This is a genomic window from Paraburkholderia sp. SIMBA_030 (genome assembly GCF_046535245.1).
GTDB lineage: Bacteria > Pseudomonadota > Gammaproteobacteria > Burkholderiales > Burkholderiaceae > Paraburkholderia.
On the sequence record NZ_JAWRXB010000420.1, the window covers coordinates 1 to 275 of the forward strand.

The 275-nt window shown below is 38.9% G+C and carries 1 protein-coding gene; it reads right to left on the reverse strand.

Translation table 11 applies throughout. The annotated features are described in order from the left end of the window. Positions 1 to 275: Mov34/MPN/PAD-1 family protein (locus SB772_RS40605; RefSeq protein ID WP_410838600.1), on the reverse strand; the 275-nt coding region annotated here is incomplete at both ends.

The window sequence follows — 275 nt, forward strand, 5'->3', positions numbered from 1 at the left end:
CTGCATTTTTTTGGATACCAAGCCAATCCTCATGCACCCCTGCAATAAAAAATAATACAGGTTGTTCTTTGAAGTATTTGCACGTTTTACTCCATTCTCTATAGTCTGTAGAAGAAGGTTTAGCGTTCTTTTGTGGATGCGTATGCCACTCTCCTAAATACTGAATACGGCCTTGACTAGAATCATGCAATTGATTTAAATGCTCTTGATGACCATGTACGCCTCTTTTATAGTAAACGGGCGTTCTAAAATCAGTTATCTTCGGTGTAGACAGG